Source organism: Rhodospirillales bacterium (assembly GCA_020638175.1).
Taxonomy (GTDB): Bacteria; Pseudomonadota; Alphaproteobacteria; order Micavibrionales; family Micavibrionaceae; genus JACKJA01.
Window position 1 is genome coordinate 1114034 of record JACKJA010000002.1, and the last position, 26067, is coordinate 1140100.

The window sequence follows — 26067 nt, forward strand, 5'->3', positions numbered from 1 at the left end:
AGGAATGCCCGATCATCTGGATAAGCAGCGCTTGATCCGCTTCGCAGAAGTGAGCTTGATTGCGTTTGTGATCCTGGTTTTTTGCCTGTCTGCAGGACAAAGTGTCTGGATTCTTCTGGATGAAAACCGAAATCTGTTTGATAGCGCGATGCCGGCGGGACCGGACGCTTTCCTTTTTTTCTCAATCGTAACAATGGTGATTGCTGGACTGGGGTTGATTGTTTTGCTGCTTTTGAAACTCAAAAACATCGAGCGCATCCATGCCAAAAACCAGGAATTGCAACAGCAATTCTACCATGCTCAAAAAATGGAGGCTCTGGGGCGTATGGCGGGCGGTGTTGCCCATGATTTCAACAATATTCTGGCGTCAATGATGGGGTATGCCGAATTTTTGCTGGATGATCTGGAGCAGGATTCCGAACAGCATCGTTTCGTGCGCCAGATCGAACAGGGCGGGCGGCAGGCCCGCAATCTTGTAGAGCAAATTCTGACGTTTTCCCGGCGCCGCGACCATGTGACCCAGCCGGTCAATCTGGTCAATGCTTTGCTTGATACCGTGAATATGCTGGGGTCGACATGCCCGGCGACAATTAAGGTCATCCCCGAAGTTTATGTGCCGGAAGCCTTTATCATGGCTAATACGTCGCAGGTTTCACAAGTCCTGATTAATTTATGCGTGAATGCGCAAGATGCGATGGATGGTGCGCACGGTGAATTACGAATATCCCTGCGTCACGTCGCCGCGCAGGAAGTCGGGAAAATAGAGAATTTCGTCAGCATGATTCCCACCGGAAAGGGGGCTCCGCCTTTGGCCATTCGTGACGCCGGGAACGGGGAAACCCATTTGCAGATGGGCGTCTTTGTTCCTGACCATGACTATTTTTGCCTGTCGATCGCGGATACGGGTGCCGGTATGAGCCGTGATATTATGGAGCACATTTTTGAGCCGTTTTATACCACCAAGCATATTGATAAAGGGACCGGTCTGGGGTTGGCGTCTGTCCTTGGGATCATGACGGATCACAAGGGCGTGGTCGCCGTTAAAAGCCGGCCGGGACACGGAACAGTCTTCGAGCTGTATTTCCCGGCGCAAAAGCAAGGGGTGCCGGCGCTGACGCCCCAGCCGCCGCCGACGCGGGAAAAAGGGTTGGGCGGCTATATTATGCTGGTGGATGATAATGAATCTGTCTGTGACATGATAATTAAAATGATTCGCCGTCTGGGATATGATGTTTGCGCCCGCAATACCGGTCCCGACGCCATTGACTGCCTGCGCGAGAATCCGGGGCGTTTTGATCTGGTGATATCGGATTTTAGTATGCCGCATATGACAGGGGTGGAAATGGCGGAAGAAATCCATCTGGATTTTCCGGAACTTCCTGTTATCCTGATAACCGGCTACAGCGAAGAAAAACTGGATGATGTTCGCAGCCGTCATCCCGGTATTCGCATGGTTCTGAAAAAACCGGTGGAAAGCCGGGTCTTGGGCCGGGCCATTGCCGATGTACTGGGGCAAAGCAAGAAGGCTGCGTAGAAGGCACGACAATATAAATGCCGATGATGAAACCTGTCCGACAGATCCCCATGCAGGAATGGATGACGGCTCCTGAAACGCGTGCTGTCATGGCGGCGTTGCAAGGAGAGCAACCCGGCGCGGTGCCGAATGCTTTGTTCGTCGGGGGCTGTGTTCGCAATGCTCTTCTCGGCGAAGCCGTTTCCGATATTGATATCGCAACGCCCCGTACGCCCGATCAGGTCACGGCCTGTCTAGGGGCGGCGGGGATAAAAGCCATCCCAACGGGGATCGATCATGGCACGGTAACCGCCGTGACCGAGGGCAAGGCCTTTGAAATCACAACCTTGCGGCGGGATGTTGAAACTTTTGGCCGGCATGCGGTGGTTGCCTACACCGATGACTGGGCCGAAGATGCACGCCGCCGCGATTTTACGATGAATACGCTGCTGGCCGACGATCAGGGGCATGTCTACGATCCGACCGGGCAGGGACTGGCCGATCTGGAAGCCCGGCGCGTGGTTTTCGTCGGTGACCCGGCCCGGCGCATCGCAGAGGATTATTTGCGTATCCTGCGGTTTTTCCGCTTCCATGCGTATTACGGGGCCGGGACGCCGGATGCGGTGGCCCTGAACGCCTGCCGGGCGGCAGCGGACCATATCGGCTCGTTGTCACGGGAACGCATTACGCAGGAATTCTTGAAAATTCTGGCGGTGGATGCTCCGAAAGGTATCCTGGGCATTATGTTTGAAAACAATGTAATGAAGGATATTTTTCATCCGGATTATAAGCCGGAAATTCTGGAGCGGCTATGCGTCTTGCAAGGGCAATATGAGGCCGCCGATATCATCCCACGCCTGATGGTGGTGACCGGGTTTGATTCCGGGTTTTTCGGGGCGATGGAAAAATACCTGTTGCTGTCCAATGCCCGGAAAAAAGAAGGGGTAGCCCTTTTTGATATTCTGGAACAGTCCGGTGATGTGAAGCACTTGATCTATCGTTACGGCGCGGCATTAACCGGGCAGGCACTCCTTTTGCGCGCCGCCCGGACGGGGGAGAATGCACCGCTGACCGCGGCAATGGAATGTGTCAAAAACTGGCAGCCCCCGGCCTTTCCTCTGACGGGCGCGGATGTGATGGCGGCCGGTATAGCGCAAGGCCCGGCCATTGGCGAAATTCTGTCCACCATAGAAAACTGGTGGATCGAACAGGACTTTAAACTGGGGCGCGCTGAATGCGTATCAGAGCTCCAGCGGCTCACCCGGCGTTAAAATCTCGACCCGGCCGCGTTTGACTTGTGCCTTGAAATCTTCAGGTTTGCCAGTCAGCACAGGAAACGTGTCCCAGTGCATCGGCACCACGATATCGACATCCAGCAACTCGTTACAGGCATAGGCCGCCGTGCGCGGCGTCATCGTGTAACGATCGCCGATCGGCATTAACGCAATGTCGGGATTGTGCAGCGTCTGGATCAGCGCCATATCGGAAAACACATCCGTATCGCCCGTGTGATAGATGCGGTGATCGCCGGTATTAAGGATCATCCCGGCGGGCTGGCCGCCGTAACTGCCGTCGGGCAGGGATGAGCTATGCACGGCGTTGACCATCGTGACCTTCAGTCCGCCGGGTAAATCCACCGTCCCGCCGATATTCATATCAATAATTTTGTCGGGATTGGCGCCGTTGGCCTTCAGCCAGTTCGCTACCTCGAAAATACAGACCACCGTCGGATCATTGGCTTTGATGATATCCAGCGCATCGCCGACATGATCGCCATGCGCATGGGTCAGCAGCAAAATATCAATATTCGCCAGCCATGGCGCGGCATTGTCCGGCGCCATTGAATTCCCGGTAATAAACGGGTCGATCAGGACGTTTTTCCCCTGCGCCGCAAAGTGAAAAGCCGAATGCCCCAGCCATGTCAGTTTCATTTTTTATTCCTCTCTGTTTAAAATCCATCAACCTGCCGCAGTGCCTCGCCGCTAATCATGGCGCAGGCATTAATAACATTCAAGGACCGCATGCCGCTTTTCATCGGGATCAGGACACGCCCGTCGGCGGCGTCATGAACATCATCCGGCACACCGGCGCTTTCGCGGCCCGCGATCAATATATCGCCGTCCTGAAAATCAAAATTCACGTAAGGGACCGCGGCCTTCGTCGTCATCAATATCCGCCGCTGCCCCGGATAAGCGGCCTGAAATTTTGCCCATGACTCATGGCGGGCCAGATCGACGCCGTGAATATAATCCATGGCGCTGCGCCGGATTTTGGCATCATCCCAAGGGAAACCGCAAGGCTCGATAATATCCAGCCCCATACCCATGCAGGCACACAGCCGGATAGCGGCACCGGTGTTTTGCGGGATGTCGGGTTGGTACAGGGCTAATCGGATCATGGGGGCACTTTATCGAATAAAAACAGTTTGGGGAAGATCGCGATATATGGGTTGCATACTGAAAAAATTGCGCTAGCATGACGGGCAGGATTCTTATATCCTTGTTATTATTGTTTTTTCCCATATTCCCGGAAAAGAGATCATGAGTGCCGATACGATAGATACAAACAAAGACGGTGGAAGCCGCCGTGACTTCCTTAATTTAACGGCGGGGGCCGTTGGTATTGCCGGCGTTGCCGGTTTTGCCTGGCCCTTTATTGATGCCTGGAACCCGGCGGCGGATACGCTGGCGATGGCCTCAATCGAGGTCGACCTCAGCTCTGTACAGCGCGGGCAGGCGATTACCGTTATGTGGCGCGGAAAGCCGGTTTTTATCCGCCACCGTACGGCCAAGGATATCGAAGCGGCTGAAGCCGTCGATCCCAAAACGCTGCGTGATCCGCAAACGGATGACGAACGGGTGAAAAACCCGGAATGGCTGATTATGGTCGGGATTTGTACGCACCTCGGCTGTGTGCCTTTGGGGACCAAGCCCGGTGACCCGCATGGCGATTTCGGGGGGTGGTTCTGCCCGTGCCACGGTTCGCACTATGATACGGCAGGCCGTATCCGCAAAGGCCCGGCACCGAAAAACCTGGCCGTGCCGCCTTATGAATTTTTAACTGACACAACGATTCGGATCGGATAAGGAGACTTTACCATGTCCAGCGGTGAACGCACCCCGTTTGAAAATCCGGTAATTGAGTGGATCGACAGCCGTCTGCCGCTCTTTACCATGCTTCATAAAGAATACCGCGCCTTCCCGACGCCCCGGAACTTTAACTATTTCTGGAATTTTGGCGCGATTGCGATGGTTATGCTGGTCCTGATGCTTGTGACCGGGATTGTCCTGGCGATGCATTACACCCCGCATGCCGATCACGCTTTCGGTAGTGTCGAGCGTATTATGCGCGATGTGAACTGGGGCTGGATGATCCGCTATCTGCACATGAACGGCGCATCTTTCTTCTTTATCGCGGTGTATATCCATATTTTCCGCGGCATGTATTACGGATCTTACAAAAAACCGCGCGAACTGCTGTGGATTTTCGGTGTACTGATCTTCCTGTTGATGATGGCAACGGCCTTTATGGGCTATACGCTGCCCTGGAGCCAGATGGGCGGCTGGGCTGCGACGGTTATTACCAACCTGTTCTCCGCGATCCCTTTGATCGGCGGGCCGCTGGTTGAGCTTCTGTGGGGCGGGTTCTCGGTTGATAACCCGACGCTGAACCGCTTCTTCGCACTGCATTACCTGCTGCCGTTCGTGATCTTTGCTGTTGTGTTCCTGCACGTATGGGCGCTGCACATCACGGGCTCGAACAACCCGCTGGGGATCGAACCGAAAGGCAAACAGGATACGCTGCCGTTCCACCCGTATTACACGGCGAAAGATACGTTCGGGCTGAGTATTTTCCTGATTTTGTATCTGCTGGTCAGCTTTTATGCGCCGAACATGTTTGCGCACCCGGACCACTTCGTGGAATTCAACCCGATGCAGACACCGCCGCATATCGTTCCGGAATGGTACTTCCTGCCGTTTTACGCGATCCTGCGGGCGATTACGTTTGACATCGGCATTCCGTTTACTGAAATCGTATTCATTCCCGCCAAGCTTGGTGGTGTGATCGCGATGTTTGGCGCTGTGGCGATGCTGTTCATTATGCCGTGGCTGGATACCCATCCGGTAAAAAGCGCGCGCTTCCGCCCGTTATTCCGGATTTTCGTGATCCTGCTTTTGCTCGACACGGTTTTCCTGGGATGGTTGGGGGCACAGCTGCCGACAGAAGCCACGGCGCAAATGGCGCAGGGCGCAACCGCTTACTATTTTGCGTTTTTTCTGATCATACTGCCGTTGCTGTCCAAATTTGAAAAAGCCCGCCCGATGCCGGCCAGTATTCATGAAGCTGTCCTGAAAGGGCATAAAGAACCGATTGCCGTTGGTACGGCGGGATAAACCGGAGGTCAAAAGAGACATGCTAAGAAAAATTTTGTTAAGTGGCTTTTCCGTTCTTGTGGCCATGAGTGTGGTCGTGCCGGCTCATGCTTCGGAGGAGGGCGCTCATCACATGAACGACATGAACTGGTCGTTCGAAGGGATGTTCGGAACGTATGATCGGGGCGCGCTCCAGCGCGGCTATCAGGTCTACCGCGAAGTTTGTTCGTCGTGCCATTCCATGAAGCGGGTTGCTTTCCGCAATCTGTCGGCGCTCGGGTACACGGAAGAGGAAATCAAGGCGATCGCCTCCGAATATGAAGTGACCGACGGCCCGAATGACGATGGCGAGATGTTTGATCGTACGGCGACGCCGGCCGATTACTTCCCGTCACCGTTCCCGAATGACAAGGCGGCAATGGCGGCCAATAACGGGGCGCTGCCTCCGGATATGTCCTTGCTGGCAAAGGCTCGCCACGGGGGTGCCGACTATATTTACGGGATCATGACCGGCTATGCCGACGCTCCGCCGGGAAAGGAACTCCTTGACGGGCAATACTACAATCTTCACATGAACGGCAATGTTCTTTCCATGGCGCCGCCCTTGATGAACGGATTGGTCGAATATGCCGACGGTTCGCCCCAGACGGTTATGCAATACGCCAAGGATGTCGCGACGTTCCTGACATGGGCGTCCGAGCCGACCATGGAAGCGCGTAAACGGACCGGCGTAAAGGTTCTGATCTTTCTCCTGATTTTTGCCGGTTTGATGTACGGCGTGAAAAAGGAAATATGGTCTGACGCCCACTAATCGTCGGGTGGTTGACAATATGGAACAAGATCCTAATAAAATTCGTATGGAAGCGCGGGCTCTTCTGATGAAGGCCCGCCTTTATCGCTATATAGCCGTTGTTTTTGCTTTGGTGGGGCTGGCTATTTTTCTGGCTATTTATCTAAGCCATGTCGAGGGACGTTTGCTGGAAGCCTTGTCGAATCCTTTGATCCTGGCGTCATTCCTGATCCCGTTTTTACCGGCCTTGCTTTTGTCCTGGCTGTCGGGCCGCACCGAAAAGAAATTCTACGCCTTTCTTGAGGCACACCGGAAAAAATAACGCTCTCGTTTCATCCTGTGTCTTGCTATAATAGGGGCCATGAGGGATACAAAATCCGAAGTTCTCCATTTCTGGTTCAAGGAAATCCAGCCGCAACAATGGTATCAGGTCAGCGATGCGTTTGACCGGGAAGTGCGCGAGCGTTTTGCCGTTGTCTATAACATGTCGAAAGAGGGACTGTGCGACGGCTGGAAGGGCGACCCGGACGGCTGTCTGGCGTTATGCCTTGTCCTCGACCAGTTTCCGCGCCTGATTTACCGCGACACCCCGACGGCTTATGATACGGATGGTAAAGCGCTTTTGGTGGCAAAATATGCCGTGGCCAAGGGGTTTGACCATGCGTTGCCGCCCATGAAACGCCGCTTTATTTATATGCCCTACCGCCATAGCGAACGCCTCAGCGATCAGATTGAATGTGTTGCGCTGTTTGATTCGATGAAAAAAGATGACCCGCAAGGCTATGAGCATGCGGTGCGGCACCGGGATGTGATCGAGCGTTTCGACCGCTTTCCTCACCGGAATAAAATCATGGGTCGTGAAAACACCCCCGAAGAAGAGGCGTTCATGGCTGAAAACCCGCAGGGGTTTTAGCTGTTTTTTCTATTGATTTGGGGGCTGGAAAACACTGTGCGCCCCGTGTACGCTGTGGTGAATAAAAAGGAGTGATTCCATTAGCCCAACTCTGATCCTCATTAATATCATCGGCGGTGTGTGCCTTCTGCTTTGGGGGCTGCATGAGGTTCGTTTTGGGATTACGCGAGCTTTTGGCGGTGGCCTGCGGCAGGTCATCGCGGCCGGGACGAAAAACCGGGTTCTGGCTTTTCTCTCTGGCATAGGGGTGACGGCGGTTGTGCAAAGCTCGACAGCAACAGCCCTGATCCTCAGCAGTTTTTGCGCGCAAGGCCTGATCGGCACTGCCATGGGCATTGCCGTAATGCTGGGGGCTGATGTTGGCACGACGCTGGTCGCCCAGGTTCTGTCCTTTGATTTGTCGTTTCTGGCGCCGCTTTTACTGATTAGCGGTTTTGTACTTTTTTCCGGGTTCGAGAAAAGGAACGGTCGCCTGAGTCATGTCGGCAAGGTTCTGGCCGGACTGGGGCTGATGATGCTGGCTCTGGGCTGGATTAAAAGCACGGCGGTCCCCCTTAAAGACTCCGAAATTTTGGTGCTGATTCTGGAATCGCTGGAAAATGACCCGGTGATGGCGATCGGGATAATGGCGATTTTGACATGGCTGGCACATTCGTCGCTGGCATCGGTTTTGCTGCTGGTATCGTTCGTCGTCAGCGGCATCCTTCCGGTCCATGTTGGTATGATGATGGTGCTCGGCGCGAATCTGGGCGCAGTCGCCGCGCCGATTGTAGCGACGATAAAGGATGATGTGTTGGCGCGGCGGGTGCCGCTTGGCAACTTGATGATCCGTTTGACGGGGGTAATCCTGACCTATCCGTTGATGGATACGATGTATAAGTGGCTGGTCATGGTCGATGACGACCCGGCCCGGATATTGGTGAATTTCCACACACTGTTTAATGTGATGTTGGCACTGACGTTCCTGCCGTTAACCGGTCTGGTGGCACGTTTTTGCGCGCGCATCCTGCCCGAAGGCGATAAAAGCGCCGACGAGGGCTACCCCCGGTATCTTGACGACCGGGCCATTGATACGCCGGCAGTGGCTCTGAGCGCTACGACACGGGAAACCCTGCGGCTGGCCGATATGGTCGAAGCCATGCTGGAAGAAATGATGCTGGCGATGCGGGATAATGATGAAAGGCTGGTGACAAAGGTCCGGGAACGCGATGACGTCGTTGATCGTTTGCACCGGGCGATCAAAATGTACATGGCCAAGATATCACAGGAAGCGATGGCGCCGGACGAAGCGACCCGTTACCTGCAGATTTTGACGTTTTCGACCAACCTTGAAAATGTTGGCGACATGATCGACAAGGGACTTATTCCCATGGCCATAAAAAAAGTCCGCGATCATAAACGGTTCTCGGACCAGGGCTGGCGCGAAATCCGGGATGTCCATAAGTTCGTGGTCGAAACGGTACGGCTGGCCCAGAATGTGTTCGTGTCCGAAGATGTCAATCTGGCGCGGCGGCTGGTCGAGCGCAAGGATGAGCTGCGTTTGAAGGAAGCATGGCTGACCACAACGCATCTGGGGCGGATTCGTGAAGGGGTTCCGGAAACGATTGCCACCAGTTCATTGCACCTTGATATTATTCGCGATTACCGGCGGATTAACAATTACATGTGTACGGTTGCCTATCCTATTCTGGAGCAACGCGGCCTGTTGCGGGAAACCCGGCTGATCGCTACCGATAAATAGATCGCATTGTATCTATTATTTATCCCCCCTTAATTATTTATTCTGTAAAATGGAATTGTGAACGAAAGTTCCTCCTCACACACACATTGCCTACTCAACCGCCATGCCCCTGGCGGTTGAGCTTTGTGGGGGGTATGAATCCAAACGGCGTTAAATCTTTATCAACCTGATTGTGTGAAACTGAATCTTATGTGGCGTTTATACCGATTCCCTTTGGAATAATGAAAATCAGAAAAAACGATTTATCTGGGCGCGTTAAAAAAATGCGGCAGATCAAACGGTTATTATTCTGTATTTGCATCAGGAAAAAATAAGGCGTTACTATTGGGCAATCACTTAATATTTGTAAACGAACGGGAGAACTAAACATGACAATGGCTCGTGCAGTTATGTCTTCCCAGTCGTCACGGCTGGAAGCATTGCAATCCAAACATGCGGCGTTGGCGCTGCGGATCGAGGAAGAACAAAAACATCCCTTTATGAATGACACCCGTTTGCGGGATCTCAAGCTAAAAAAATTGAAAGTGAAAGAAGCCATTGAAGAGGCGCGTCAGGCCTCATAGGCAAATACAGATTTTATAATTAAAGAAAGCGGTCCCCGAATATGGAGACCGCTTTTTTATTCTGGTTACACTGATAACGGATCAGGCGTTATCGTCATCCGTTTTCGGCGTGGAAGAGCTGCTCAGGAAGTTGCTGAAATCAAAACCGCTCATCATGTTGTCGGCACGGCTGCTTTCCTGTTCGGCAGCGGCCATTTCCTGGCTGGCTTGTTGTTCCCGCAGCTTTTGTGCTTTCATTTCTTCCGGGTCCTTGCCTTGTGCGCGGTAACCCTTGGCGGAGGCTGCTTCCAGTTCCGCATAGGTGCATAGGCCCAGATCAACCGGGTGACGGGGTTTGACGCTCTGGATGTTGGCGTGTGTGCGCTCCCGGATGGCCATGATGGTGGGCTTGGTTGTGCCGACCAGTTTGCAAATCTGGGCATCGCTGATTTCCGGGTTGTGCTTAATAAGGTAAGCCACAGCATCCGGCTTGTCGCCGCGTTTGGAAACCGGGGTATATTTCGGTCCTTTCGAACGGATCTTGACCGCCGGAATGTCGCTGCGTTTTTTCGCCAGCACCATGATATAGCTGCTGTCAGCGGCGGCTTTGTCCAGCTCTTCCTGCGTGGTTTCACCGTTTTCAACCGGGTTACGGCCGACAATCCCGCGACCGACTTCTTCATCGGCAATGGCTTCGATCTGTACTTCCGGCAGGCCGGTAAAGCCGGCGATTTGCTTGAAATCAAGAGCCGTGTTTTCAATCAGCCATACGGCCGTGGCCATCGGCATCAACAAGCCTTGCGGGGTCAGTTTTTCAGCAGCCATATTTATCTCCATCATTTGTGTTTTTAAACAACTTCTCCCCATCCTGTTCCCCGTGTTTCAGGGGGACGGCTCCAAGCTCGTTCAAGCTGTAGGGGAGACGAGAGCGACTATATAATGCTTTACGCATAAAACACCAGAACTTTTTTGCGGTATATTGCCTTGCGGTGACAATACGCTTAATCTTGAGGGCATCGTAAGGAGGCGCTATGTTTGATGACGATTTACCAAAACCGAAAACTCAGGAATTTCCGCGTAACCTCGATAACATGTCGATTGCCGAGCTGGCGGAGTATATCGAAGAGCTAAAAGCCGAAATCATCCGCGTCGAAGCGGATAAAAGCAAGAAACAAGCCTCACAGGAAGCCGCCGCTTCTGTTTTCAGTAAATAACGGGAACCCATACCATGCGCATCGAATCCGATATCAAACTTGACTTCAAAGACGTGTTGATCCGCCCCAAACGCTCGACGCTGGCCAGCCGTAGCGAAGTCGACATTGCCCGGCAATTGCGCTTTAAATGGAGCGGCCATTCCTATGAAGGCGTGCCGATTATCGCGGCGAATATGGACGGGGTAGGGACGCTGGCGATGGCGCGGGCGTTCAGGGAAAATGATAACGGTCTGACGGTGGCCCTGACCAAGCACTATTCATTGGACGACCTGCTGGCCTTCTACGAAAAGGAAGGCTCCCGGAATGTCTGGTATTCGATCGGCGTCGGCGAACATGACGAGGAAAAATTGAACGCGTTCATTGCCAAGGGCGGCAAGCTTGATAAGCTGTGCATTGATGTTGCCAATGGCTATTCCGAGCCGTTTGTCGACTTTGTGCGCCGGATGCGGGAGCGCTATCCCGACGTGACGATCATGGCCGGGAATGTCGTTACGGGTGAGATGGTCGAAGAACTGATTTTATCGGGGGCGGATGTCGTCAAGGTCGGTATCGGTCCCGGCAGTGTTTGCACAACCCGCAAAATGACGGGCGTTGGCTATCCCCAGCTATCGGCCATTATCGAATGTGCCGATGCGGCGCACGGCCTGAAGGGGCTGGTCTGTGCCGATGGCGGCTGCACTGTGCCGGGGGATCTGGCCAAGGCGTTTGGCGCGGGCGCGGATTTTATCATGCTGGGCGGCATGCTGGCCGGGCATGACCAGTGCGAAGGCAAAGTCATCAAGGAAAAGGGTGAAAAGTTTGTCCAGTTCTATGGCATGAGCAGCGCAACCGCCATGGATAAACATGCCGGCGGCGTCGCTAATTACCGCGCCAGCGAAGGTAAAACGGTCAAGGTTCCGTATCGCGGGGATGTGAATGCAACGCTGCAGGATATTTTGGGCGGTATACGTTCGGCCTGCACCTATGTCGGGGCGGTGACTCTCAAGGAATTATCCAAACGTACGACCTTTGTTCGCGTGACCCAGCAAATCAATAATGTTTTCGGTGAGTCGTAACGATCCCTTGCACCTTACAGACACTCCGGTTATTGTACGGAGCTGGACATTAAGAAAAAAGGAGATCCGCTATGGACGAGATTGAAACAAGATTGAAAGAAGCAGCCGATAACTGCATCAAGTCCTATGAAGGCTGGGTCAAGGATCCAAAAAATTCATCAACGCGTGAAGGCTTGCAGGAATCCGTTCATGAGCTGCGCAAAGTGGCGGCGCGTCTGGAAATTGAAATCGCGGTCAGCGAACGTAACGAAATGGCTTCCAAGCCTTTGCCGATCCCGCCGCACCGCTCGTCACAAAAACGCGGGCCTCAGGACGATTTTGGCCCGGACGATAATATTGGCAACAGCGACAGCCACAATGGCAACGGTGGTAATGGCGGTGGCGGTAAGCCCCGCGTTCAGCGTCGGCGCCGTGTCGTCACTAAAGGCGGCGAATAATAAGGCGGCCGCCGGCCTAGTCAAATTCCGTATCTTTTTTATGACGCAGAAAACCGAACTGTGCCGCCGATCCGGCGCGCAGGAAAATATTGGTTTTCTTTTCTGTCGCCAGTGTGACCGGGATTGTTGGCTTGTTTTGGGCGCGTAAAGTCCGCACCTCTGCCATGCGGGCCTGTAAGTCTTTGTTGTCCGGCTCGATCATCAGGCCGAATGTGCCGTTATCTTCGGTATATTCATGGGCGCAATACACCATGGTGTCATCCGGCAACCCCATGATTTTCGAAAGAGAGTTCCACATTTGCTCCGGCGTGCCTTCAAACAGGCGTCCGCACCCCATAGAAAACAGCGTATCGCCGCAAAACAAAGCCTTGTTGTCTGCAAAATGATAGCAAATATGCCCGGATGTATGACCCGGCGTGCCCATTACGGTGGTTGAGGCCGCGCCAATGGCAACGCTGTCGCCGTCCGACACTTTCCGGTCAATGCCGGGAATCCGGTGGGCGTCATGCGCCGCGCCGATAATTGTGCAGCCATAGCGGGCCTTCAAATCGAGATTACCGCCCGTATGATCCCAGTGATGATGGGTGTTCAAAATATAATCAAGCGTCAGGCCGCGCTCTTCCAGCGCATTGATAACGGGCGCGGCCAGCGCCGGGTCTATGGCGGCGGTCTTCCCGCTGTCATCAATCAGCAGCCAGATGTAATTATCCTGTAAAACCGGGAGGCAAAGTATCTCTGTCATGAAGACTGATCCCCCAGTACATCGGCCAGACTGACCTTGCCGCTGCCGGGGCAGAGCGGTTGTTGCTGGCTGTCATGCGGCGCCCAGCCGATCAGGTAGATAATCTCAAAGGTCGCGGCAATGCGGCCATCGGCTTCGGCGAATTGCTCGTGATACAGCCGCGCCGTTTCCGTGAACAAGGTCTTGCCTGTCCATGATTTGTCTCTTTTGGCGACAAAGTTGCTTTCACCCATAAACCGTAAATCCTGCATCAGGCCTAGCGCATCGTTATAGGTAACCGTCAGGAGTTCGGAGTCGACCACCGGCAGGGCAAACCCCGCGCGTTGCAGCAAAGCGCCCGCTTGCTGTTTGTCAATCATCGGTGCGATCCGGGGGCTTGTTCCCCCGCGCGTGGCAATCTCGGCCTGCATCAGGCATTGCCGCAGTTCTCTCAGCGTTTCCCCTCCGAACAAGGCACCCAGAAACAACCCGTCCGGTTTCAGGGCATAATTGATTTGAACCAGCGCGCCGGGCAAATCGTTAACGCTATGCAGCGACAGCGGGCTTATAACCGCATCCAGACTATCACGGGCAAAGGGCAGGGCGTCCTCGGCGGCGATAAAATCAGTTGGCAGCGCCGGGGATATATCCATCGTCAGCAAGGTTTCAATCCCGCCGGCCTGTTTGGTTTTCTCCCTTAAATCCGGATTTCCCCGTCCGCCGGTTTGCAGGGCCACAGGAAAGGACCGCCGGATATCTTCCAGCCGCCGGTTAATCTGGTCGATGGTGCGATCAAATAAGAAACCGTGGGTGGCGGTAAAACGGGCGGCGCGCTCCCGTCCTTGCCGGAGAGCTGTGCGATCGAACAAAAGGGAGGAAGACGCAGTCATAAGGATTAATGCGGGTCAAGCTTGCGGTGCAAAGCGGGATCGTGTTTACGGTGGTCGCTGTTATCTTGCTCATCAGAAACATTCTCGGGCGGTGCCCATTGTTCGATAACCGGTGTCGCCGTGGCTTCGGAGGACGCAGCAAGGGCGGCCGGCGCGGTTTCCGATTTTACCGGGGCGGCGCTATAGGCTGGCGTAAACCCCGACAGGGTCTTGACGCCGGGGTCCGGTGTTTCAAATTTTTGGGACAGCGACCAGTCGGCCATCACAGTGCCGCGTTCAAAATAACGGTGGGTTTTTTTGAATTTTTCCAGCAGGTATAAACCGGCGTGATAATCATCGACAAAGTCCACAGCCTGTCCTTCAAAAATCATACGGGAAACAGGATAAAACTCGATCGGGCCGCCAAAGGGATTTTTCATCTTTCCGGTTTTCGGGGTAATGACGAACGGAAAAATCCGTTGCGGTGTGACACCCAGATGGCAAAAATAACTCTCCCCGAATTTGGCAACGTTATCGACGGGCAGGCTGAATTTTTCAGCGATATATTGCCGCGCGGCTTCCATGTTGGTGACTTCCGGCGGCAAGGGCAGGGTCGGTACGCGGATGGTTGCGCCCATATGGCCTTTGCGTTCGGGGATGGGAAGGTACTCACTAACCAGTCCCGCCATGACTTCTTGACTGACGATATCCTTGGCCAGTGGCAAAACGGCGGCAATGTTCTGGGAGCCTTCCTCGGAGATCACGAATTCCATGTTCTTCGACTGCAGACCGCCAATCCCTTGCCGGGTCAGCCCCTCATCGACAAAAACCGAATTGATGCTGCGCAGTTGTCCGGTCCGGCCCTTGATGCTTTTGAAGTGGTGGTCTGTATTTTGCCGGCGCTTTTTCAGCTCCGCCGGGGAGAGCTTGTCCTTGATCTCAATATCGTTGAGCCGCAGCGGGCATTCTTCCCAGTTTTCGGTCTCAATCCCCAGCTTTTTGCAAAGCGCCGTAATCTGGATTTCCAGCCGGGCATTAGGGATAAACCCGACCTGGATGGCGTTCAAAAGTGCTTGGGCGCTGAATTCCCGGATCGTGCCCTGAAAGGTAAATCCTTCCAGCTCATCGCGGAGATGGCGGGGGGTGATGACGCCGTTTTCATGGCGCTCGACGCGTAAGAACCACGTGTCAATTTTCTCGTCAATATAGTCCGGCGCCGGAAAATAAGTCGGGCCTTTTTCCAGCATATGTCCCATCGAAGGCTTCAAACCGATATAATCGCGGGCGAATAAAACGGTTTCTTTCAGGCTGTCTTTATCAACCTTGTCGATAATCTCGCTATCGACGGCCATGGCTTCGGTCATGTGACCGGACCAGCCCCGTTCGTCGATGTTCCGGCCGTGGCGCGGGACGGCGTTAACCAAGGCCCGCGGCAGGGCAAAATGGACAAAAACATTGAGCGTGCCATCGTCCGTAATGCGGTAGGGCAGGATATCGGACAGGCTGATATTGCGGCTGACGATTTCACTGACTTCGCCGGTGTCTTCATTGCGGACGGCGGCGATCTGGATATGGCTGGCTTCCTGCCGGGACGGGCGGCGTTCGGTCAGGCGCAGGCTTTGGTCCCGCCTTGTTTTCTGGGCGATGGCGATAAAGCTTGTCGGCGGGGCCCCCAGCGGTTTGCCAGTGTCGTCATACAGCCGGAAACGACCGTCGAATTTGTTGCGGATGACGCTGTCTTCCCACTGCGGCGCGGTATAAAGCACGCGGGCACCGAGCGCTCGCAGGTTTTTCCGGTATTCCCGCGGCGTGAAAAAGGCATATTCCTTGTGCAACTCCGATTCAATATCGCGGCGCTGGTCTTTGCGGACCATAAATTCATAAGCCCACTTATAGGGCAGGCGGAACAGCCGGGTCTTGGGGAAGCGTGGCGGCAGCTCTTCCAGGAAAAAACCGTGGCATCCCCTGTCTTCGCGGGGCCGGGCATGCTCGGAATACCACAGCAGCAAATCCGGTTCGGACAGCTGCTGCAACTTGTCACCGGCGCTGGTGGAATCCGGCATCTCCAGCAACACGTACTCCCCCGGAGGCGGCTGGGAATAATCATGGATCATAATGATCCCGTCATCTTTCAGCAGCTTGAACTGGTTTCCCAGCGCGGCGATCACCGGGCGGTCGTCGTAACGGGCGCTGGAGAATATTTCATGCAGGGTAAAGGAATTCAAAATCGCATCGACGCTGTTTTCTTCCAGCCCCAGATCGTTTGTGACATCCCCGGCGCGGAATTCAAGATTAGGCAGGACATAGTCTCTGGCGGCCTTGGCAACCTTGCGTTTGTCCATATCAATGGCGATAAAATTAATGTTCGGGGTTAGTGCCGCCATGGCATAGCTTTTCATGCCGCTGCCGCATCCAACATCAATCAGCGTCGATCCCGGTTCCAGCAGCAAATGGGCCGTCGTAAACCAGGCACGCTTGATAATCTTGATCGGGATATCCTGAAGTTCCGGGTGCTTGCGGTAATAGGCGGCAAGAGGACCGCGGGCGCTCAGGTCAATGTCGTGCGCATTGCCGGATAGCGCGTCTTCTTCATCCGGTGATGAGTGCGAGGATCGTAGCGATTGAGGGGCCGTGCCTACCATAAGCCGTTACTCGTCCTTTATATTCTTCCTCGTGTTAAAGGACTTATCTTTGAAATACTCGGTATATAGTTTCAGGCATAAGCCTAGAATAACGATATTCATTCCTAAAATCAAAAGGTTGGCAATGAGCAGTTCCATGACGTCCTTATATACGATTACAGTTGTCTGTATGCCGCGAACCCTATAGGCTTTCCCGGAAAAATGCAAGAATTTCAGGAAAACGCAAAGTAAAGTTTGTCTATGCAGAAAGATGCGCTGAAAATGGTGATAAATCAGGTTTTGGATTTTATCCTGCCGCCGCGCTGCGTAATGAGCGGCACCATCGTCGATCGGCAGGGTACAATATCTCCGGCGGCATGGCAGTCCTTAAACTTTATCGCCGCGCCGTATTGCCACGCCTGCGGCTTCCCGTTTGAGTTTTCCGGCGAAGATGAACAGCTCGAAGAAATGCTGTGCGCCGCCTGTTTACAGGAATCCCCGGCCTATGATGGCGCCCGCGCCGCGCTGGTCTATGATGATGCCAGCCGGGAACTGATCCTGCGTTTCAAGCATGCCGATCAGACTCACGCGGCACGGGTGTTTGTGCCATGGTTCAAACAGGCGGGACGGGATTTTTTGCCGGCATGCGATGTGATCTTGCCTGTGCCGCTGCACCCGCGCAGGCTTTTGAAACGGCGCTATAATCAGGCCGCGTTGCTGGCGCGGGAATTATCGAAGGATACAGGCATTCCCTGTTTGCCGATGGGGCTGGTGCGGCAAAAAGCCACGGTTTCGCAGGGACATATGAAGGCCCATGAACGCCATAAAAACGTCCGCGGAGCATTTGCGGTTCATCCGCGCCATGCCGAAAGTCTGCGCAACCAAGCGGTTTTGCTGGTTGATGACGTGTATACCACCGGAGCGACGGTGACCGAATGCACCAAAGCCTTGCGCAAGGCCGGCGTTAAAAATGTATACGTTCTGGCCGCGGCCCGCGTCGTACGCTCGCACGACCACTTGTGATCCTTTAGAGCTTTCCGCCCCGCGCCAGCCGCCCTTGATCCGGCGGATTAGACAGGCTGAACCGCATCATCGCCCGTTTGAGCGGCGGGAGATTCTGGATCGTTTTCAGGCCCAGATGGTGAAGCGTACGCAGCGTACGTGTCTGGCTGCTGACCATAAAATTCCCGGCATTGACGCTGGCGACCCGCGATATGACATCCAGCCGGCGACGGCGGTCATAACGGCGCAGCGTTTCGGCACTGCCGATATCCTGCCCTAGCCGCCGGGCATCGGTCAGCGTTTCGGCCAAAGCGGCAATATCCCGCAGGCTGAGATTCAATCCTTGCGCCCCCAGCGGCGTAAACGTATGCGCGGCTTCGGCCAGTATCGCAACCCGCGGCGCGGTGAGTTTTGGCGCAATCGACCATTGCAGCGGCCAGCCGTGCGGTCCTTCGACCAGCTCAATATCACCGAGAATATCGCCGATTTCGGCGCGCAGGCCATCGGTGAACGTATCCTTGTCCTGGGCGAGCAACCCTTCGGCATCGTGATCCTTTTCAACCCAGACAATGCTGGAGCGCGGGCTGCCGTCGGCGGCATCTTGCTGCGGCAGGATCACAAACGGTCCGCCGGGGCGGTGGAATTCGATCGCCGTGTTATAGTGCGGCTGCGTATGGGTGATAATGCAGGTAATCGCTTTTTGGCCGTAATCCTTCAGGCGATGGGGCAGGGCTGCATCCTTACGGGTGATGGAATGGCGACCGTCGGCCCCGGCAATCAGCGCGGCACGGATTTCGGTGCCGTCATCCAGTGTGGCGGTAATGCCGGCATTGTCGACATGATGGGCGCTGAGGCCTATACCGTCCATAAAGCGAATATTCGGTGATTTCCGGGCATTTTCAATGATCGCTGCAAATAAATGGTGGCCGGGAAAGCTGTGCCCGAACACATCGTTGCCGATCTCGGAAGGCGTAAAGCCCATGTCGATTTTCTGGCTGCGCAGGGACCGGGCGTCATCAATAATCCGGATACCGTCAATCGGCAGGGTATTCGGCTCAACAATGTCCCATACGCCGGCAGCTTTCAGGATATTGATCGAACTGCCGAACAGGGCGATGGTTCGCGTCTGTGGTTTGACATCCTTGGGCGCGGGGATTTTGTTGGGGTCAACCACGATAACGTCAAGTCCGGCATGTCCCAGAAGACTGGCGAGAATCAGTCCCGCCATACCGCCACCGGATACAAGGATATCGGTTTTCAGTTGTTTTTTTGACATGGCGGCCCCTTTCTTTTTTTTTGCATGCGTGCCACTATTAATAGTCCTGTGACGTCATTAAATCCACCATAAAGAAACGAAAATACAATGCCGGATATCGAAATTTATACGACCCAGAGTTGCCCGTATTGCGTCAAGGCCAAGCAGCTTCTTGACCGGAAAGGCGTGAAATATAAGGAAAACCGCCTGTCTTTTCATGACGCCGACGCAATGGCGGCCATGATTAAACGGGCGGGGGGCCGCCGGACCGTGCCGCAAATCTTTATCGGTGAAACGCATGTCGGCGGCTGCGATGATTTATATGCGCTGGAAAGCGCCGGAAAACTGGACGGGATGTTAGCGAAATGAGTGATGTGTTGAAGACAGCCTGCATCCAGATGAATAGCAGCCCGGATGTCGAGGAAAATCTGAAAGTGGCCGAAGTGATGGTCAGCGAAGCCGCGGCGCAGGGCGCTAAACTGATCTGCACCCCGGAAAATACCGACTTCATGTGCGCGCGTCCCGAAGAAAAGCGCGCGCTGGCGGTGCCGGAAAGCAACCATCCGGCTTTATCCCTGTTTGCGGGGCTGGCAAAGGAACAAGGCGTCTGGATTCTGGCTGGGTCGTTGACGGTCAAGGAGCCGGAGGAAGAAAAATTTCACAATCGTTCTTATCTGTTCAATGATAAGGGCGACATTGTTGCTAAATACGACAAAATCCACATGTTCGATGTTGATTTGCCGACCGGGGAAAGCTTTCGGGAAAGCAAGGCCGCGCAGCCGGGCGAAACGGCGGTTCTGGCGCAAACGCCATGGGGCGGGCTGGGGCTGAGCATTTGTTACGATGTGCGCTTTGCAGCGCTTTACCGGACGCTGGCTCAGGCCGGGGCGAAAATTCTGGCCGTGCCGGCGGCTTTTGCCGTTCCGACCGGGAAAGTGCACTGGGAAATATTGCTGCGCGCCCGTGCCATCGAAACCGGAAGCTATGTTCTGGCTCCCGGACAATGCGGTACGCACGCCGGGGGACGTACCACGTATGGCCATTCGCTCATTATCAATCCGTGGGGTGAAATTATTGCTCAGGCCGGGGATGAGCCGTGCATGATCCTGGCTGATCTTGATATGGACATGGTCGAAAAAACCCGTGCGGGCCTTCCATCTTTACGGCATGACCGCGATTTTACTCTAAATCAGTAATCCCACCGGGACTTCCAGCGCATCGGCCAGCGCCTTGATGGCGTTGACAGAACCATCCTTGCGTCCACGTTCGATCTCGGTCAGGTAAGGACGGGACAGCCCGGCGGCTTCCGCCAGTTCAGCCTGCGTCAGCCCCCGGTGCTTGCGGATCAGCTTGACCGGGCTTTCGTTGCCAGCATGAATGAGATCAAGCAACGCATCGGGCAGTGCGGCATTATCGTTTTCCGCGCCGGGCAGGGTTGTCATGCTCCGGTATTCGTGCAAAGGCACCAGCATATAGGGCTTGCCTTGGATGTGAAGAAGATCGTGCTGCATGGGAAACCTCGCATATAAGAAACAATGTCACAAAAAGAAACATAGCATGTTTTTTCTTTTGTCAAAAGCTGTTATCCTTTCGGTAAGATTTTCCCGCTACACTCGTGAGCGGTAGGGGCTTTCGCTCCGTTTGTTCCGAATGATAAATGTGGCCAGATAAATGACGGTTCATAACGGCGACGCAGCGCTTCTGGCTGCGAAACCCAGCAAAACGAATAGACTTAGCCGCTTTTTGCGTTTGTTTACGCTGCCTGAATATTTGATGCTGGCGTTTGTACTCCTGTATGTGGGGGGGAGTTATTGGCTGGCGGCCTCCGCCGGATTTTCCGATCGCTTTCAGCTTCTTCTTTACGGCAAATCCGTGCGGCTTGTGACGTTTCTGGTTGCGGTTACGGTCTTTGGCGGCCGGGCGTATTATGTGATGTTCAAAATCCGCCCCCGACACCTGACCCGCTTTTTGATTAATGATGTAAAAGCGTTCTTTACGGTGGAGCGATTATGGCGGGCTCTGCCGGTTTTTGTTTGTTTCACGCTGTTTTTGGGCGCATTTACCAGTATGAAAAGCATGATCCCGGTTTTTCACGCCTATAGCTGGGACCCGTTTTTTTATGAGCTTGATCGTATCCTGCATTTCGGTATAGACCCGTGGCGGATTCTACAGCCGGTTATGGGCTATGCCCCGGTAACCTTTGTCGTAAACGTGATTTACAATATCTGGTTTGCCGTCATGTTTTCCGTGTTGTACTGGCAGCTTTTCTCGCTGCGCGATCCGCAATTGCGGCTCCAGTTTTTTTATACGTATTTTCTGTCATGGGCGCTGAACGGGACGTTGCTGGCGGTTTTGTTTTCTTCCGCCGGTCCGTGCTTTTTCGGTGATGTCGTGACCGGGGCGAACCCGTACGAACCGTTGATGGCCTACCTGAATCAGACCAACGAGCACATTCCGATCTGGGCGGTCACCACACAGGCTGGTTTGTGGGAAAGCTATCAGAGTTCGACCACGGGAATCGGGTCAGGTATATCGGCGATGCCCAGTATGCACGTTTCGCTGGCGTTTCTCTTTTTCCTCGTCGGGCTGCGGACGCATAAATGGGTGGCGATCGGGCTGGGGATATTCTTTGCTGTTATCCTTCTCGGCTCGATACACCTTGCCTGGCACTACGCGGTCGACGGATACCTGTCGATCATAACGACATGGTTTATCTGGCGCTCATCGGGCTGGTTGGTCCGCAAGACGATGCCTGCTTAGACCGACCCCGCCGCTTTATTCAGCCGCCGTCATTGCCGGCCGTGAAAAGATCTTGTCCCGGATAAAGGAGAGACCCAGCCATCCGCAAGGCACGGCCAGCATGCTGTAACTCATGATCTGCGCATAGATATTCGGATTGTTGGGATCGAAAACCTCGGTGGCCATATGAACGGCGAAATTGCCGTCGGCGCCAATAAACGGCAGGGCACTGCCTTCGGACAACTCATGAACGCCGAGAATGAAAAGGTGAACGGCAAACAAAACAAGGAACAAACCGGTCACTTGCATGAACAGCTTCAGATTGATGTTCTTGCTCTGTGACATCCACAGTAAGCCGATCAGGCCCACCATGCTAAAGCCGAGCAGGGCACCGGCCACGGTCGTATACAGCGATTGATAGGATGTCATGGCCCCCAGCATCAAAGCCATTTCCATGCCCTCGCGGGCAACCATCAGGGTCACAAAGACAAAAATGCCAAAAGCAGCCGCATATCCGCCTTTTATAGCTTTGCGCTCAAGATTGTCCGTAATGCTTTTGCCAATATTCTTGGCGGACACCATAATCATAACCGTCAGGGACGCAACCAGCACGCCGGCACTAATAGCCAGAACGCCCTCCATCAGCGGGTCTTGCGCCAGATCCTTGATGTGCCATCCCGTAGTGGCGCTAATCAGGACTGCGACAAAAACGCCGGCCCACGCCGGAGTCATCAGGTTCTGGCGACCTGTTTTCGCCAAATAAGCCATGGTAATGGCGACAACCAGGAACATTTCCAGCCCTTCGCGGAAAGTAATGACCAATGTCTCAAGCATTTCAGAACCTCATAATGCCGTTTGTTTTGTTGAGAATGATTTTCACTTACGTGTAATAGTTGATTTAAATGTGCATGACAAGAGTGAATTTAAAAACGTGGAATTTTATGCTAATCAATTTACATGATGAATAAGAGCGATTTGAAAACATATAGTTACGGACCGGTTTCGGGGGGCGAGCCCCGGCAGATGGTGATCTTGCTGCACGGACTGGGGGCCGATGGTCAGGATTTGATTGGGCTGGCCCCGGAGCTGGCGCCATCCTTGCCGGACGCTGTGTTTTTATCGCCGGATGCGCCGTTCCCCTGCGATATGGCTCCGATGGGCCGCCAGTGGTTCTCGCTGCAGGAATGGACTCCCGAATCGATTCTGGCTGGTGTGCGTCAGGCCGCCCCGATCCTGCAGGACTATATAAAGCGGCAACTTGATAAATATAACCTGACGGCGGACCGTCTGGCGCTTCTGGGGTTTTCACAAGGTACGATGATGAGCCTTTATGTAGGGCCGCGCTATCCCGATAAAATCGCCGGGATTGTCGGTTATTCCGGGGCGCTGGTCGCCGATGCGGATACCGATTCGGATATTTTGCACAAGGTACCTGTCTATCTGGCGCATGGTGACGCCGATCCCGTTGTTCCGGTACAGGCTTATTATCATGCCTTTGACCGTCTTGAAAAAGCCGGGTTTGATGTTACCGGGAATGTCTTTTCAGGGCTTCCTCATGGTATAAACGGAGAAGGGTTAGCCGCCGCACAGGCTTTTTTGCAGCGCATTTTTTAGCAATATTTCATTAATTTCTGCAATTTTATTTCCGTAATTCATTGTTTTTTGTAATAAACGCAATGTTTTTTGCAGTGCTCCATAGAATCTTGTTGTGATTTCCTAGGTAAATTCGACCAAATCCGGTACAATATAGGTAATGAGAATGGCGAAGCCTTCTTTGCGTATTTTGGAATCCCGAAGGCTTCCACCGCCGCCAGCGGTTGAACAGGAAGGAGCAGGGTAGACGATGAATGCGATAACATCACTGGAGCAATGTCCGGCGCTGATCCTGAACGCGGACTACAGGCCGCTCAGCTACTTTCCGTTGTCAACATGGTCATGGCAGGATGCGATCAAGGCGATTTTTCGCGGATCCGTAGTGGTGGTTTCGGAATATGAACAAGTGGTGCGGTCGCCATCGCATGAAATGAGACTGCCAAGCGTGTTGGCATTGAAGGAATACATACCCAATGGAAAGCGTGCACCGGCTTTTACGCGCTTTAATGTGTTCTTGCGCGATTCGTTCCGGTGCCAGTATTGCGGCGATAAATTCAAGGCCCAGCAATTAACGTTTGATCACGTTGTGCCGCGCTCGAAAGGGGGGCGCACCAGCTGGGACAACATAGTTACGGCGTGTCAGACTTGCAACCTGACCAAGGGAGACCGAATGCCTGATGTGTGCCATATGCACCCGATGATGGAGCCGAGGCAACCTGACCTCTTTGAACTCCAGGCACACGGCAAAAAGTTTCCCCCCAATTTTCTGCACAGAAGCTGGGGGGATTTTCTTTATTGGGACACCGAATTGGTGGACCAGTAAGGGCCGAACCGGATGAAGCCCCTGCACGGGCTCCGGGCGGTCTAAACAAAGACCAAACAAAGGAGGTTGTCATGTTTGGAAGTACTTTGGAAGTTGGAGGAAAGAAAGACCTTATGGGCGCTTTTCTCTTTTATCTGACGCATCTTGTTCTGCTGGTCGGTCTGTCGACTGTTCTTGTCCACTTTTTGGGCATGGTCGGCATAGTCGATGGTGGCGGCTCGGTGTTTGACGGCGGTCATGTTCATACCGTGATCGGCTCGTTGTTTGTCCTTTATCTGGGCGGCACGATCCTTCACAAAAAAGATCTGACCAGTGACATGATGTCCGTCATCATCGTTAGTGCCGGTATCTATCTGGCATGGACGACCGGCGTTATGCTCGGCCTTGTGCCGATTGCGCTGTTGACCACGATGGGCAAGAAATAGCTCCGTCAGGATAAATAACGAAGATCAGAGAAGCCGGGGATGTTGTCTCCGGCTTTTCTTTTATCTCTAGATTCACTGTATCCCGCAGAAAAGCTTGACTTATGGGTTGTTAATACGGTAAATGGGCGTCTTGCAATCATGGTTTTTCTGAGGAGCCCGACATGTTCGACGACCTATTCGATTTTGGTAAACAACGCAGCCTGAAACAATCTGTCGGGTTTTATATCTTTTATGGCACTGTTTTTCTTGGGTTTTCCGGGCTTTTAAAGCTTCTTGGCGTTTAGCAAAAGCCAGCCGCTCAGGCCGCAGCCGATGGCAAATCCCATCGACAAAAGGGCATTGTAACCGGCCATCGAAATCCCGAACATTTCCCAGGGAATCCGGTCGCATGGCACGGACGGCGTTGATTCAATCTGCGCCAGAATATCCTTGGCGTCGCCGCTGAACGCCCCGCCGCGGCACCCCTCCAGAAAAGATGTCCACCAGTGCTGCTCTACCCCGACATGATAGGATGCGATGATACCGCCGCACAGGAAAACAAAACTGCTGGCGAACACCAGCGCCGGGATCAGGGCAGGGGCTTTGCCGGTCTTGATCGCCCACAACCCCGTTCCGCCCAGAAGGATTATCAGGGCATAGGGAACCCGCTGGAAGAGACACAGGATACAGGGCTGCAGGCCAAAGCCGTATTGCGTGGTGTAAGCCGCGCCGAGTGAAAGCAGGGCCACAAAAACAAGGCCACTAAAAATAATCAACGGCGTGGTTAAAAGTAGATGAGCAAATCCAGTTATAGACTTCATAACAACCTCTTACAGGAATGATTTAATCGTTTCCTTTACGATGTCAAAGGCTTCCGGCCCAAAAATAATCACGGCCCCGACCAGCATCGTTACCCACGCCATGCCGATAATCGCCCCGACCAGCGTCGCCAGACCATCGCGCATCAGTGTTCCGACCGCCATCAGGGCTATCCCCAGACTGGGAACGGTGTTGGTCAGGGGCACAGGCACACAAACGGCCAGCGCCATCAATAGTCCCAGAAATCCGAAAAAGCATGACGGGCCGTTTTGGGTAATCCATCCCATCCGTGGTTTTGTTAAGAGTTCCAAGCGCTTAAGCCACGGCAGCATGGCGTCGATTAATCCCTCGATTTTGGTCCGTGGCAGGGCGCTTTGCCGCAGTTTTTCCGGCAGCCAGATCGTGTGACGTCCAATGACCTGCTGGGCCGTCAACAGCAAAAGCGGCGTTGCCAGGGCGATATTGATGCCCGGCGGCACAGGGATCGGCAGGGCCATCGGCGCGGCAAATAACAGCAAGACGGCACCGAATCCGCGTTCGTGGAGCTGCTCCAGCAATGTGCCCAGCCGGACATCATCCCCCGACAGGGAATGTTTCAGGTCGGTCATCAACTGCGAAAGGGATCGAATTTCACTCATAAAGC

The 26067-nt window shown here is 53.9% G+C and carries 30 protein-coding genes; 19 read left to right on the forward strand and 11 right to left on the reverse strand.

Features of this window, described 5'->3' with window-relative positions; genetic code table 11:
- The first annotated feature begins 4 nt into the window (after positions 1-4).
- Both H6868_05440 and H6868_05445 read left to right on the forward strand, forming a co-directional pair.
- The gene (locus H6868_05440) at positions 5-1534 is read left to right on the forward strand and encodes a response regulator (protein ID MCB9988766.1); all 1530 of its coding nucleotides are present in this window, start codon (positions 5-7) and stop codon (positions 1532-1534) included.
- Positions 1535-1551: 17 nt separating this feature from the next.
- Positions 1552-2784, forward strand: coding sequence for a CCA tRNA nucleotidyltransferase (locus H6868_05445; protein ID MCB9988767.1), 1233 nt, complete (start codon positions 1552-1554; stop codon positions 2782-2784).
- Here H6868_05445 and H6868_05450 read toward each other — a convergent pair.
- Positions 2755-3444 (reverse strand): metal-dependent hydrolase, encoded by a 690-nt coding sequence (locus H6868_05450; GenBank protein ID MCB9988768.1) that lies wholly within the window; start codon positions 3442-3444, stop codon positions 2755-2757. The two genes, H6868_05445 and H6868_05450, sit on opposite strands and share 30 nt — an antisense overlap.
- Before the next feature lie 17 nt (positions 3445-3461).
- On the reverse strand, positions 3462-3911 hold the full coding sequence (locus H6868_05455) for a tRNA (cytidine(34)-2'-O)-methyltransferase (protein MCB9988769.1): 450 nt from the start codon (positions 3909-3911) through the stop codon (positions 3462-3464).
- Positions 3912-4053: 142 nt separating this feature from the next.
- Here H6868_05455 and petA point away from each other — a divergent pair, with 142 nt between their 5' ends.
- The 7 genes from petA (at position 4054) to H6868_05490 (ending at position 9893) form a co-directional block, all read left to right on the forward strand.
- Complete coding sequence (gene petA / locus H6868_05460) at positions 4054-4599, forward strand: ubiquinol-cytochrome c reductase iron-sulfur subunit (GenBank protein MCB9988770.1); 546 nt, start codon at positions 4054-4056, stop codon at positions 4597-4599.
- A 12-nt stretch (positions 4600-4611) separates the two neighbouring features.
- Positions 4612-5907: a cytochrome b/b6 gene (locus tag H6868_05465; protein ID MCB9988771.1), complete on the forward strand. Its 1296-nt coding sequence runs from the start codon at positions 4612-4614 to the stop codon at positions 5905-5907.
- 19 nt (positions 5908-5926) lie between these two features.
- Positions 5927-6697, forward strand: a complete 771-nt coding sequence (locus H6868_05470; GenBank protein ID MCB9988772.1) for a cytochrome c1 — start codon at positions 5927-5929, stop codon at positions 6695-6697.
- A gap of 19 nt (positions 6698-6716) precedes the next feature.
- Positions 6717-6998, forward strand: a complete 282-nt coding sequence (locus H6868_05475; GenBank protein MCB9988773.1) for a hypothetical protein — start codon at positions 6717-6719, stop codon at positions 6996-6998.
- 39 nt (positions 6999-7037) lie between these two features.
- Positions 7038-7589, forward strand: a complete 552-nt coding sequence (locus H6868_05480) for a DUF924 domain-containing protein (protein ID MCB9988774.1) — start codon at positions 7038-7040, stop codon at positions 7587-7589.
- A gap of 118 nt (positions 7590-7707) precedes the next feature.
- Positions 7708-9330 (forward strand): Na/Pi cotransporter family protein, encoded by a 1623-nt coding sequence (locus H6868_05485; protein ID MCB9988775.1) that lies wholly within the window; start codon positions 7708-7710, stop codon positions 9328-9330.
- 368 nt (positions 9331-9698) lie between these two features.
- The gene (locus H6868_05490) at positions 9699-9893 is read left to right on the forward strand and encodes a DUF465 domain-containing protein (protein ID MCB9988776.1); all 195 of its coding nucleotides are present in this window, start codon (positions 9699-9701) and stop codon (positions 9891-9893) included.
- Between the two features lie 81 nt (positions 9894-9974).
- Here H6868_05490 and H6868_05495 read toward each other — a convergent pair whose 3' ends face one another.
- Positions 9975-10709 (reverse strand): DUF1013 domain-containing protein, encoded by a 735-nt coding sequence (locus tag H6868_05495; GenBank protein MCB9988777.1) that lies wholly within the window; start codon positions 10707-10709, stop codon positions 9975-9977.
- A 194-nt stretch (positions 10710-10903) separates the two neighbouring features.
- On the opposite strand from H6868_05495, the gene H6868_05500 reads away from it, so the two are divergent.
- The 3 genes from H6868_05500 (at position 10904) to H6868_05510 (ending at position 12578) form a co-directional block, all read left to right on the forward strand.
- Positions 10904-11086, forward strand: coding sequence for a DUF1192 domain-containing protein (locus tag H6868_05500; GenBank protein MCB9988778.1), 183 nt, complete (start codon positions 10904-10906; stop codon positions 11084-11086).
- A gap of 14 nt (positions 11087-11100) precedes the next feature.
- Positions 11101-12141: a GMP reductase gene (locus H6868_05505; protein ID MCB9988779.1), complete on the forward strand. Its 1041-nt coding sequence runs from the start codon at positions 11101-11103 to the stop codon at positions 12139-12141.
- Between the two features lie 71 nt (positions 12142-12212).
- On the forward strand, positions 12213-12578 hold the full coding sequence (locus H6868_05510) for a hypothetical protein (GenBank protein MCB9988780.1): 366 nt from the start codon (positions 12213-12215) through the stop codon (positions 12576-12578).
- Between the two features lie 16 nt (positions 12579-12594).
- Here H6868_05510 and gloB read toward each other — a convergent pair whose 3' ends face one another.
- From gloB to H6868_05525, 3 genes are read right to left on the reverse strand one after another with little or no spacing between them, the layout of a single operon-like run.
- Positions 12595-13320 (reverse strand): hydroxyacylglutathione hydrolase, encoded by a 726-nt coding sequence (gene gloB / locus H6868_05515; GenBank protein MCB9988781.1) that lies wholly within the window; start codon positions 13318-13320, stop codon positions 12595-12597.
- Positions 13317-14189, reverse strand: coding sequence for a methyltransferase domain-containing protein (locus H6868_05520; protein ID MCB9988782.1), 873 nt, complete (start codon positions 14187-14189; stop codon positions 13317-13319). The genes gloB and H6868_05520 overlap by 4 nt, the downstream gene beginning before the upstream one ends.
- 5 nt (positions 14190-14194) lie before the next feature.
- Entirely contained in the window at positions 14195-16810 is a 2616-nt protein-coding gene (locus H6868_05525; protein MCB9988783.1) for a methyltransferase domain-containing protein, read from the reverse strand.
- Positions 16811-17071: 261 nt separating this feature from the next.
- On the opposite strand from H6868_05525, the gene H6868_05530 reads away from it, so the two are divergent.
- Positions 17072-17812 (forward strand): ComF family protein, encoded by a 741-nt coding sequence (locus H6868_05530; protein ID MCB9988784.1) that lies wholly within the window; start codon positions 17072-17074, stop codon positions 17810-17812.
- Between the two features lie 4 nt (positions 17813-17816).
- On the opposite strand, the gene H6868_05535 is transcribed toward H6868_05530, so the two are convergent.
- Entirely contained in the window at positions 17817-19067 is a 1251-nt protein-coding gene (locus H6868_05535) for an FAD-dependent monooxygenase (GenBank protein MCB9988785.1), read from the reverse strand.
- A gap of 87 nt (positions 19068-19154) precedes the next feature.
- Here H6868_05535 and grxC point away from each other — a divergent pair, with 87 nt between their 5' ends.
- Positions 19155-19415 carry a glutaredoxin 3 gene (grxC, locus tag H6868_05540; GenBank protein MCB9988786.1) on the forward strand — a complete coding sequence of 87 codons (261 nt, stop codon included), beginning with the start codon at positions 19155-19157 and terminating at the stop codon, positions 19413-19415.
- The gene (locus H6868_05545) at positions 19412-20242 is read left to right on the forward strand and encodes a carbon-nitrogen hydrolase family protein (protein ID MCB9988787.1); all 831 of its coding nucleotides are present in this window, start codon (positions 19412-19414) and stop codon (positions 20240-20242) included. Before grxC ends, H6868_05545 begins: the two co-directional genes overlap by 4 nt.
- Here the strand turns inward: H6868_05545 and H6868_05550 are convergent.
- Positions 20231-20557: a helix-turn-helix transcriptional regulator gene (locus H6868_05550; protein ID MCB9988788.1), complete on the reverse strand. Its 327-nt coding sequence runs from the start codon at positions 20555-20557 to the stop codon at positions 20231-20233. The genes H6868_05545 and H6868_05550 overlap by 12 nt on opposite strands.
- 160 nt (positions 20558-20717) lie before the next feature.
- Here H6868_05550 and H6868_05555 point away from each other — a divergent pair, with 160 nt between their 5' ends.
- Positions 20718-21806: a phosphatase PAP2 family protein gene (locus H6868_05555; GenBank protein MCB9988789.1), complete on the forward strand. Its 1089-nt coding sequence runs from the start codon at positions 20718-20720 to the stop codon at positions 21804-21806.
- A gap of 15 nt (positions 21807-21821) precedes the next feature.
- Here H6868_05555 and H6868_05560 read toward each other — a convergent pair whose 3' ends face one another.
- A complete protein-coding gene (locus H6868_05560; protein MCB9988790.1) occupies positions 21822-22619 on the reverse strand; it encodes an FTR1 family protein in 798 nt (265 codons plus the stop codon).
- 126 nt (positions 22620-22745) lie between these two features.
- Between H6868_05560 and H6868_05565 the strand changes: the two genes are divergently transcribed.
- The 3 genes from H6868_05565 (at position 22746) to H6868_05575 (ending at position 24626) form a co-directional block, all read left to right on the forward strand.
- Entirely contained in the window at positions 22746-23399 is a 654-nt protein-coding gene (locus H6868_05565; protein MCB9988791.1) for an alpha/beta fold hydrolase, read from the forward strand.
- A gap of 229 nt (positions 23400-23628) precedes the next feature.
- Positions 23629-24201 (forward strand): HNH endonuclease, encoded by a 573-nt coding sequence (locus tag H6868_05570; protein MCB9988792.1) that lies wholly within the window; start codon positions 23629-23631, stop codon positions 24199-24201.
- Between the two features lie 71 nt (positions 24202-24272).
- Positions 24273-24626, forward strand: coding sequence for a hypothetical protein (locus tag H6868_05575; protein ID MCB9988793.1), 354 nt, complete (start codon positions 24273-24275; stop codon positions 24624-24626).
- 263 nt (positions 24627-24889) lie between these two features.
- On the opposite strand, the gene H6868_05580 is transcribed toward H6868_05575, so the two are convergent.
- Together H6868_05580 and H6868_05585 are read right to left on the reverse strand one after the other, a co-directional pair.
- Positions 24890-25426, reverse strand: a complete 537-nt coding sequence (locus H6868_05580; GenBank protein MCB9988794.1) for a disulfide bond formation protein B — start codon at positions 25424-25426, stop codon at positions 24890-24892.
- Positions 25427-25435: 9 nt separating this feature from the next.
- Positions 25436-26062: an exopolysaccharide biosynthesis protein gene (locus H6868_05585; GenBank protein ID MCB9988795.1), complete on the reverse strand. Its 627-nt coding sequence runs from the start codon at positions 26060-26062 to the stop codon at positions 25436-25438.
- Between the last annotated feature and the right edge of the window lie 5 nt (positions 26063-26067).

Coding starts and splice junctions, on each gene's coding strand:
- H6868_05440 (MCB9988766.1), top strand. CDS start 5: ATGCCCGATCATCTGGATAAGCAGCGCTTGATCCGCTTCGCAGAAGTG.
- H6868_05445 (MCB9988767.1), top strand. CDS start 1,552: ATGCCGATGATGAAACCTGTCCGACAGATCCCCATGCAGGAATGGATG.
- H6868_05450 (MCB9988768.1), bottom strand. CDS start 3,444: ATGAAACTGACATGGCTGGGGCATTCGGCTTTTCACTTTGCGGCGCAG.
- H6868_05455 (MCB9988769.1), bottom strand. CDS start 3,911: ATGATCCGATTAGCCCTGTACCAACCCGACATCCCGCAAAACACCGGT.
- petA (MCB9988770.1), top strand. CDS start 4,054: ATGAGTGCCGATACGATAGATACAAACAAAGACGGTGGAAGCCGCCGT.
- H6868_05465 (MCB9988771.1), top strand. CDS start 4,612: ATGTCCAGCGGTGAACGCACCCCGTTTGAAAATCCGGTAATTGAGTGG.
- H6868_05470 (MCB9988772.1), top strand. CDS start 5,927: ATGCTAAGAAAAATTTTGTTAAGTGGCTTTTCCGTTCTTGTGGCCATG.
- H6868_05475 (MCB9988773.1), top strand. CDS start 6,717: ATGGAACAAGATCCTAATAAAATTCGTATGGAAGCGCGGGCTCTTCTG.
- H6868_05480 (MCB9988774.1), top strand. CDS start 7,038: ATGAGGGATACAAAATCCGAAGTTCTCCATTTCTGGTTCAAGGAAATC.
- H6868_05490 (MCB9988776.1), top strand. CDS start 9,699: ATGACAATGGCTCGTGCAGTTATGTCTTCCCAGTCGTCACGGCTGGAA.
- H6868_05495 (MCB9988777.1), bottom strand. CDS start 10,709: ATGGAGATAAATATGGCTGCTGAAAAACTGACCCCGCAAGGCTTGTTG.
- H6868_05500 (MCB9988778.1), top strand. CDS start 10,904: ATGTTTGATGACGATTTACCAAAACCGAAAACTCAGGAATTTCCGCGT.
- H6868_05505 (MCB9988779.1), top strand. CDS start 11,101: ATGCGCATCGAATCCGATATCAAACTTGACTTCAAAGACGTGTTGATC.
- H6868_05510 (MCB9988780.1), top strand. CDS start 12,213: ATGGACGAGATTGAAACAAGATTGAAAGAAGCAGCCGATAACTGCATC.
- gloB (MCB9988781.1), bottom strand. CDS start 13,320: ATGACAGAGATACTTTGCCTCCCGGTTTTACAGGATAATTACATCTGG.
- H6868_05520 (MCB9988782.1), bottom strand. CDS start 14,189: ATGACTGCGTCTTCCTCCCTTTTGTTCGATCGCACAGCTCTCCGGCAA.
- H6868_05525 (MCB9988783.1), bottom strand. CDS start 16,810: ATGGTAGGCACGGCCCCTCAATCGCTACGATCCTCGCACTCATCACCG.
- H6868_05530 (MCB9988784.1), top strand. CDS start 17,072: ATGGTGATAAATCAGGTTTTGGATTTTATCCTGCCGCCGCGCTGCGTA.
- H6868_05535 (MCB9988785.1), bottom strand. CDS start 19,067: ATGTCAAAAAAACAACTGAAAACCGATATCCTTGTATCCGGTGGCGGT.
- grxC (MCB9988786.1), top strand. CDS start 19,155: ATGCCGGATATCGAAATTTATACGACCCAGAGTTGCCCGTATTGCGTC.
- H6868_05545 (MCB9988787.1), top strand. CDS start 19,412: ATGAGTGATGTGTTGAAGACAGCCTGCATCCAGATGAATAGCAGCCCG.
- H6868_05550 (MCB9988788.1), bottom strand. CDS start 20,557: ATGCAGCACGATCTTCTTCACATCCAAGGCAAGCCCTATATGCTGGTG.
- H6868_05555 (MCB9988789.1), top strand. CDS start 20,718: ATGACGGTTCATAACGGCGACGCAGCGCTTCTGGCTGCGAAACCCAGC.
- H6868_05560 (MCB9988790.1), bottom strand. CDS start 22,619: ATGCTTGAGACATTGGTCATTACTTTCCGCGAAGGGCTGGAAATGTTC.
- H6868_05565 (MCB9988791.1), top strand. CDS start 22,746: ATGAATAAGAGCGATTTGAAAACATATAGTTACGGACCGGTTTCGGGG.
- H6868_05570 (MCB9988792.1), top strand. CDS start 23,629: ATGAATGCGATAACATCACTGGAGCAATGTCCGGCGCTGATCCTGAAC.
- H6868_05575 (MCB9988793.1), top strand. CDS start 24,273: ATGTTTGGAAGTACTTTGGAAGTTGGAGGAAAGAAAGACCTTATGGGC.
- H6868_05580 (MCB9988794.1), bottom strand. CDS start 25,426: ATGAAGTCTATAACTGGATTTGCTCATCTACTTTTAACCACGCCGTTG.
- H6868_05585 (MCB9988795.1), bottom strand. CDS start 26,062: ATGAGTGAAATTCGATCCCTTTCGCAGTTGATGACCGACCTGAAACAT.